Origin of the sequence: Chamaesiphon sp. (assembly GCF_041738855.1) — a bacterium.
In the GTDB taxonomy this organism is placed as follows: Bacteria; Cyanobacteriota; Cyanobacteriia; order Cyanobacteriales; family Chamaesiphonaceae; genus Chamaesiphon.
This window is the reverse complement of the sequence record NZ_JBGSPA010000132.1, coordinates 1-8,144: the sequence shown is the minus strand read 5'-3', so window position 1 is coordinate 8,144 and position 8,144 is coordinate 1. Positions and strand designations below refer to the sequence as shown.

Annotated in this window: 4 protein-coding genes and 3 pseudogenes; all 7 read right to left on the bottom strand. The window is 46.1% G+C overall.

The window, feature by feature from the left end; all coding sequences use genetic code 11:
* Window positions 1-521: 521 nt before the first annotated feature.
* Window positions 522-1,277, bottom strand: a complete 756-nt coding sequence (locus tag ACEW9I_RS13020) for a phycoerythrobilin:ferredoxin oxidoreductase (protein ID WP_373540762.1) — start codon at window positions 1,275-1,277, stop codon at window positions 522-524.
* A 162-nt stretch (window positions 1,278-1,439) separates the two neighbouring features.
* Complete coding sequence (locus tag ACEW9I_RS13015) at window positions 1,440-2,162, bottom strand: 15,16-dihydrobiliverdin:ferredoxin oxidoreductase (RefSeq protein ID WP_373540761.1); 723 nt, start codon at window positions 2,160-2,162, stop codon at window positions 1,440-1,442.
* 149 nt (window positions 2,163-2,311) lie between these two features.
* Entirely contained in the window at window positions 2,312-2,533 is a 222-nt protein-coding gene (locus ACEW9I_RS13010) for a LapA family protein (protein ID WP_373540760.1), read from the bottom strand.
* A 129-nt stretch (window positions 2,534-2,662) separates the two neighbouring features.
* Window positions 2,663-4,093: a phosphoglucomutase/phosphomannomutase family protein gene (locus tag ACEW9I_RS13005; protein WP_373540759.1), complete on the bottom strand. Its 1,431-nt coding sequence runs from the start codon at window positions 4,091-4,093 to the stop codon at window positions 2,663-2,665.
* Between the two features lie 411 nt (window positions 4,094-4,504).
* Window positions 4,505-5,858: pseudogene (locus tag ACEW9I_RS13000) on the bottom strand (IS1634 family transposase).
* Window positions 5,859-6,013: 155 nt separating this feature from the next.
* A pseudogene (locus ACEW9I_RS12995) lies at window positions 6,014-6,360 on the bottom strand (ATP-binding protein); the annotation flags it as partial.
* Between the two features lie 106 nt (window positions 6,361-6,466).
* Window positions 6,467-7,787 (bottom strand): annotated as a pseudogene (gene istA, locus ACEW9I_RS12990) (IS21 family transposase); the annotation flags it as partial.
* Window positions 7,788-8,144 lie beyond the last annotated feature (357 nt).

Genomic DNA, 8,144 nt, shown 5'->3' with positions numbered 1-8,144 from the left:
TCGGCGACCATGGCCGCGAGTGCGTCTAATTGTCCGGTGCTGAGGTATTGACCTTGTGCGTCTGCTTGGGCGACAACCTTGGAGAATCCGTCTAACATATATTTAATCCTGGATGCGTTTAATAGTTTTGGTGTCCAATTTCTCGGCTGCGATGCTTGGGACGAACCGAAACATAGCTTAACAAATTCGAGCAAACTCTCATATTATAACCAGATTTTACTGGCTGTCGTCGAGCGGTTGTTTTGTAACCAAGACTACTGACTATCCTAAATTTATACAACGTTATGTGAACTGTTTTTTGTTTATTTCGATCTTTGTCACAAACGTTAATAATCCCTCTGTGTCCAGCTTCTAACTCAGGTAGTTGGTACCATAGTTACACCACTTTTGGAGCGCGATCGATAGTGGATAGCTCAGACGAGATCGAGTCTCAACAGCTAGAACAGATCGCTACTGAGTCAAGGCTTTGGCTCTCATAAACGATCGATCCGCATGGCTCAAAGAGATCGGTTGGCTTGACTCTAGCTAATTACCGAATGTTTTGGCAGTTGCCGCTCTAGGTCGAACAAAAATCCGTGAATATACTCCTCAGTCCACTCTTCACCATAAAACCGCTTGAGCATTCCGCGTGCGGGGTCTTTTTCGGAGCGATACCGGACATATCGCAGTTGCGCTTGCTCGATCTCTTCCAAGCGTTGCGGATCGGTAATCGGTTCGGCTCGATCGACAAAATCCAGATATGCTTTGAGATAATCTTTGAATGCTCCAAATACATGCGTCTCCACCGCTTCAGTCTCCTGTGGACGCGTCCACAAGAAAGCGGGAGAGAAAAATGCGCGGGCTTCTTCAGGAAAATCACCACCCCACGGGAGCTGCGCCTGATACCCGTGAAACATCGGTAAAATCGGCGTGGTGTAATGCTCTTGATAAGCTGGCTCATTCCAAAATAACGGCTGCATATCGATCGCGATCAGATGTCCGCCTGGTAGTGTGACTAAATCCGCCCCAAAGAAGGGCAAATCGTAGTTCAAGTGGGGGAAAATCACAAAATTGAGCACCTGCAAGGATTGCCCACCTTGGACGTGTGCAGCCCGAATTTGCCGCAATTTAGGCGATTGAAATCCATAACTGGTAGTCAGGACTTCGGCTTGTTTATCACCCTTTCCCGTCATCGCACTATTGCGATCGAATCCCGCAGGGATGGGATAATCACTAACATCTATCCGCGATTTGAGATATTCAATGCCGTAGTCAAGGAAGGGCTGGTAGAGTGTCATTTTCTAGGCTTTAGGCTTTAGGTGTTAGGCTTTAGGGAATAGGCTTTGGGCTTTAGGCTTTGGACTTTTGGACTTTTCCTCGGATCGATCGAGAGTTCTGGTAACAAAACTTCCCGATCGTCTCTAGTCTTAACCTAACGCCTAAAGCCTAAAACCTAACACCTAGCGAACGGCTAAAGGTGCTGAGTCTTCAAATAAGAATTCATGCAAGAATCTCTCCGACCACTCATGTCCGAAATAGCTACTAAATAGTCCTGACGCGGGGTCGCGTTCGGCACTGTAGCGATCGTAATCTTGTTGAGCTTTGACGATGCGTTGAATGTCTGAGGGGTCGGTTAAAGGTTCGGCGCGATCGAGCATTTGCCAGTATAAATCTAGATAGTCTTTAAACGCTGCCAGTAGCCGCGTAGAAACAGTCTCGACATCGGTTTTGGCAAATAGGAGATACTTGGAGAAATATTGATTAGAGTCGTAAAATTTCATCTCCAAATCTTGAGACAGATCTGGATAGCGATCGTGCAAAAATTTCAGCGGCTCGATATACTTTTTCTGGTAAGCTTCATCTTGAAATAACGGCTGGAAGTCTAGCACCACCAAATTTTTGACTTTGCCAAACGAGAGAAAGTCTAGTCCCAACAGTGGTAAATCGTAATGATGATTGGGATAAATTACACAATTAAAAATTTGGGAACTTACCCCAGCATCGATGTATGTATACCGGATTTTTCGCAACTGCGGGCATTCATAAGACCAGCTTTGGATCGTTGCCGGATTTTTGCCTCGATCGCTCACATTTAACTCCAAACCAGCCGGAATTGGTCGCTGCTGGATGTCAAACTTAGCTGTCAGTTCACTTTCTAAGTGGTTCAAAAATGGCTTATACATGAAGCAAGGCTCGCGATCGATCTCCCCCACGATAGCAGGATCTCTGGGTTGCTCGATCGGGATTCTGAAAACAAGGCAACAAATTGTAATGATTGGTGGATGATGAATGGTGGATGGTGAAATAGGGTAATGGCTTCGACAGGAGACCTTTACCTGCGTTTGGTGGCGATGGAGTTGTTGGTGAGGAGTGGTAGACAGCCGCCGATAGTGAAACCGAGGGCGACTGCTCCAGCCAAAACTAGTCCCCAGGGGAGATCGATCGATTTCCAAAACACAAATCTCAGGCTGACTAAGCTGGCATTTTGGACGGATATGAGCGCGATGATGGCAATCCAAGCGGCTGAGATCGTCGAAATAACTAAATTAACCATAACTTCTGCTGAGATGGTATTACCCCAAAACTTGTAGTGGTTTGAGGGACAATCCCCTCCCTGGAGGGGTGCCCATAGGGCGGGTTGGGTAGATCTCCGCCACAACTCAAATAAATCTAGAGTGGGTAGTTACCTCAACGCTTCGATCGCGTTTTCCATTGTCGATGCGATTTTTTGCAACTGCTCGGCGGAATGGGTTTCCATGTACACGCGGATCAGCGGCTCGGTACCAGATGCGCGGAGTAGCACCCAGCTACCATCGGAAAGATAGAATTTTACTCCATCTTTGCGACCGACTTCTTTCACGTCAATTCCGGCGATATTCGTCGGTGGTTTTTCGCTATAAGTTTTCATTACCGCTTCTTTATGAGCGTTATCTAGATGTAAGTCCAGACGACGATTATATAATGGGCCATCAGCTTCAGCGATGACTTCTGCTACCATTTGGCTCAAGGGTTTGCCTTCATACGCGATCGCTTCAGCAATTAACATATCTGCTAGGATGCCATCTTTTTCGGGAATGTGCCCGATGACGCTCAAGCCACCGGATTCCTCACCACCAATCAAAACGGGGATGAGCCGCATCTGTTCGCCGATATATTTGAAGCCCACTGCGGTTTCAATTAATGGGACACCATGCTTGGCTGCAAAGTTGTCTAGGAGGTGGGTAGTTGCCACTGTACGGACGATCGCGCCTGTTTTACCTTTGTTTTTAATCAAATGCTTGGCAAGGACGAGCAGGACGGTATTAGGCGTAAGCATGTTGCCTAGCTCATCGACAATTCCGAATCTGTCAGCGTCCCCATCTGTCGCCACACCGAGATCGGCTCGATCTTTTTGAACTGCGGCAATCAGTTCGCCCAAGAGTTCGGCTTTGGGTTCTGGCATCCCACCACCGAATAGTACATCCCGCTGCATGTGGAAGGTTTCAGTTTCGCAGCCGCAATGGAGTAAAACTTTATCTAAATATCCGCGCGAGGTGGAATACATCGCATCGAATTTAACTTTGAGTTTCGCCGATCGAATTCGCTCGACATCCAGTAGAGTATAAATAAATTTAAAGTATTCTGGCTGCGGATCGAAAACGCTGATATTTTTGCTATTCTTCTTCTCTGGCGGTGCATCGCTGGCACCTGCCAAATTAGCAACGATCGTATCTGTAATTTCTAAAGTTGCTGGGCCAGCATAATCGGGGATATACTTAATCCCACAATAGGCGGCTGGATTGTGGCTGGCGGTAAACATCAATGCACCCGCAGAGTTGAGATGCCGTGCGTTGAAAGCAATTACTGGAGTCGGACAATCGCGATCGACTATTTTCACCGTCCAACCCAAGTCTGCTAAGATTTCTGCCGCAGTATAGGCGAATTTATCTGCCAAAAATCTCGGATCGTATGCGACTAACACCGGACGATCCTGGCTGTAAGCCGTGCTGAGGTATGCCGCGATCGCGCGTGTTACCTTACATACATTCGCAAAGGTAAAATCGTCGGCAATAATTCCCCGCCATCCGTCAGTCCCAAACTTGATTTGATGCGTACTGCTACTACCTGCGCTCATCGTTAGATTTCCTTACTCACTCGCTGATATTCCTGTCCTAACACTATCATAAGCTGGGATCTCGAATCGTTGTGTAGTTAGCAAAGTGGGATCGATCGAGCAGATGTATTACGCCTTAACCCACACAATTAACCTGTAGGGGTGCCCCTCGTGGGTACCCTCATCAATGCGGGGTAAGCACGAGGCATTACCCTTACAGAGATTATCGATTACATTATTTCTTTTTCTTGGCTAGTGATGGAGAATTACCCATCTTCGATTCTGTTATTTTAATATTACGGAGTTGACCTTTACCGGAATCGATAGCTATTTCAAACAAGGCAACGTCTTGACCTGATGTTGGCACGTCCATGAAAGTAACTGATATTTTTTGTTAAATGTCAAGTGGTTAGCCCACATTCCGCAGGTAAATCAGGAAAGGAGATAATATTTACGGCAAGGAGCACCAAAGAACTGGAGAATCCATAACCGCTCGGTAGTGAGGTTAGTGACGTGCTTGGCACCCTCAACAGTGAGTAAATGAATCGACATGAAACATTGAAACATCCACCGGAGAGTAGGTTTAGCAGTAGACTTACCCACTTGATTATCAACAGTTTGTTTAGCGTTATCCAAAGTTTGGCGAAGTGAACGTTGACCGAGACTGTAAACGAGTAAACATAAACCCATCACCATTGCCATCGCCGCAACTCGTTGGGGAGTATTGAGAAAAATACTTGAAGTAAAAAACAGTGGATCTTTGAGAAAGCGAAAACCACGCTCAGTAGACTGCTGCGCCTTGTATTCGGTCAGTACATCCTCATCGCTCAGAACTTGCTCATCAAGGACATTAGTCGCCAGAATAAATCGACCAGCGCGTTGAATCTCAACATCCATAGTATGGGGCTGGGGAATGAGTGTGGCCGAAATTTGATAATGTTTCTGCCCAACCTCGTCTTTTCGCGGCCTACCACGTTGTGGATACTCAATGATTTCAACCACTTGCAATTCATCAAGCTGATGATAGTGAAGTTGGTCAGAAAATGCTGTTGCAGGTACTCTCGACACCCATCGTAACTGGGACATTTGGGCGAGATTAGCTGCGGTGTAAAGTGCGGCATCAGCGACAAATAAGGCATCAATATCCCATTGTTGTTTGAACTCTGTGACTAATTGACCAAACATTGCTGAGTCGGTCTCATTTCCATCGCCTACTCTCAAGTACAAGGGAATGTCTCCATCCCCACTGCACATTAAATCTATGATGAATTGCTTCAAGTCTGGATGATGATCTCTGGAATAACCATGAGTGATGTGAATTGCTCCTGGTTCAACGATTGCCTCCTCGGTCTGAAGGTATTCTCCATCGACATGAAATGAGCTTGAATCTAAATGTAAACTATCCAGTTTTACGCCGAATTGACGTGCTGCGCTTAGTGCCACCGTCACAAATGTTTCTGTTAATCCTGACTCGGCTAATTTGTCTAAGATCCGGCCCAATCGGTCGTCCTACTCGGTGTTCTGGTCTGATTCCTGCCCCTAATAGATGTTCTGTTGCTTTTCCGACAAAGAATTTCTCGAATAGATACAGTGGTGCGCTTACAAACCCCAATCCATTGAGGATCATTGCTTTGACTACTTGACCGGGACTAATGATTTCTTGTGGGTGAGTACCTAGTCGTTTGTCAATTTGTTCAACTAGTCCCATTTCGTCACAGATTCCGGCAATGATCCCACTGTGGTCAAGATCCTGTACTCTAATATTTGACGCTTCAAAATTTCCCATTCTTTAAAAATACAGGATTTTCTGTTCTTACCTGCGGAATGAGGGGTTAGACGTGACGCGACAGGTTATTGTCGGGTAAGTGACGCGAACGAGATGTTCAGATCGAAACGACAAGTACAGATCGCTTGCGTTAAAAGCACAAAAAAATAGACTGGTTAGGAAGATTGAGAATTGTTCAAGCGATCGCTAGCAGCCTGACGACGATAGCGATCGGACTTAATCTCAAAGATCGTGCCATGATGTACTAATCGATCGACAGCAGCAACCGTCATCATTGAATCTGAAAAGATCGAATCCCACTGACTAAAAGGCTGATTTGCAGTGATGAAAGACTTTTACGTTCATATCGATGAGCGATTAACTCAAATAACACCGAAGTCTCCGCCTCAGACTTTTTGACATAGCCCAGATCGTCAAGAACTAACAGGTCGAAACGATCGAGCTTTCTGAGTAAAGCTGGCAGTTGTAATTGCAGTTTAGCGTGCTGCAACTCTTGAACTAGCTAGAGAGATCGTGTTGTGTGACGGTTAATTGGGGGAAACTCTTAGGGCAATCCTGACGAAAGTGCTGTTGAAGTTGTTTGAGATTGAGGGTTTGAGCCGTCAATTCCCGTTCCAGATAGTCAGCAACAGCCGCTTCCTGGTTTTGAGTGGCGGCAATGTACAAGGCTTCGACCATCAAGACAGCAGCCGTGTCTAAGTCGAACTGAGCGGTTAATTCTAACCACCGTTCTCGAAACGCTGGAGTGGGTAATAACTCCTGCTGCCAAGTGCAATAAATAAAGGCTCTGGGCTTGCGTCGTAAACCTTCAATTACATGTCGATAGTTAATACATCTACCGCGCCGCTTATCTGTCTGTGTGACTCGGATTCGGGGCAGCTCGACGACTAGCTGAGTTCCCAAATAACCCAAGATCTTGTCATGATTAAGGTGTAATTCTAATTGCCGTCCAATCAATCGGGATGGCACTGTATAAAGAACGCAACGGACTTCAACCGTGCTCCTGGTGCTAACGCAAGCGGTTAAGATCTCATAGTTGGGGATGCGATATTTGGGTAACGACAGAAGCTGAGTTTTCTCCTGCTCGTATTTCTGTTGACACTGCTGATTGAGTTTGGCCACCGCTGCTTCAATCAGCAGCCGATACTCGTCTAGACTTTGGAAATCGTTACTACCACGTAGGTAAATGGCTTGTTTAATCCGATTTTTGAGATGACCGTGGGGAGATTCTATCGCACCATTTTCATGGGCAACACCTGTGTTGTTACGAGTCGGCTGCATTCGATAGTGGTCGCACAGTTCGTCATACAAGCGGGTCAAGGATTTGTTTCCACCCAGGTTTCGATACGCTGCGCTCAAGCTATCAGTGCGGTGTTGTTTTGGTACGCCACCACAAGCTGTGAGCGCATTCTGCAATCCTTCGGCTAGGGCGATGAAACTTTCTCCGCCCTGAATAATCTGGGCATATTGCCAGCCGCTATAAGCCAGCCGATAGTGATAGATTAAATGCTCGAATGGCTGACCAGAGATCGTTATCTCCATCCCTTTAAGTTGGGTAAAGTCGGAAAGTCCCATCATGCCTGGTTCGTGTCGCAATTCAAACATCACTTCTGGACTCGGCCCATGCAGAGCTTTCCCGGTTTGGACTCGTCGTTGAATTGTTCGTAAGACTTGGGGATATTTGCCTGGGTAAGTGTCTTGTAGATATTCAAACAAAGTCATTGGTTTGAGCCGGGGTTCCTGTTTGAGCATTGGCTCTAGCTCTTTGTCCCATACATCCCCTAATGGATCTTGGGTACTATTTCGGTCTGCTACTTTTCCTCGATTTGGTTGATGGTTCCCTGCTTCGATCCGTTGACCCGTGCGTTCGGATATTTCAGCGATATACGCTGCGTTGGCTTGCGTTAAGCCAATTTCTCTTGCGTTCATGTACGCTCTTGTTTGGTATAAATGGATAGCTTTTGTTGACACTAGACTTTTTCTCTTTACTGGGGAGATGTTCTAGTACAGAGCGGCACAAATAACCATATGATTAAAAGAGAGCTTTTTTAGCAAAAGTAACATAGCGTATGCCAAGACTGGAAGCCACCCAGATTGACTTGAGTGAATCAGAACATCAAGAGTTAGCGCAATTGCTAAGAAGAACGGCTCTCCCTTGAAAATAGTGTAGAATGTAGCAACAGCTACATTCTACACCGATCCTGAATATGGATTTTCACCTAAACTCTTTATTGAACTTACCGAATACCACGGTTTTCACTTGCTATAAAGAAGTTGGATTTACAG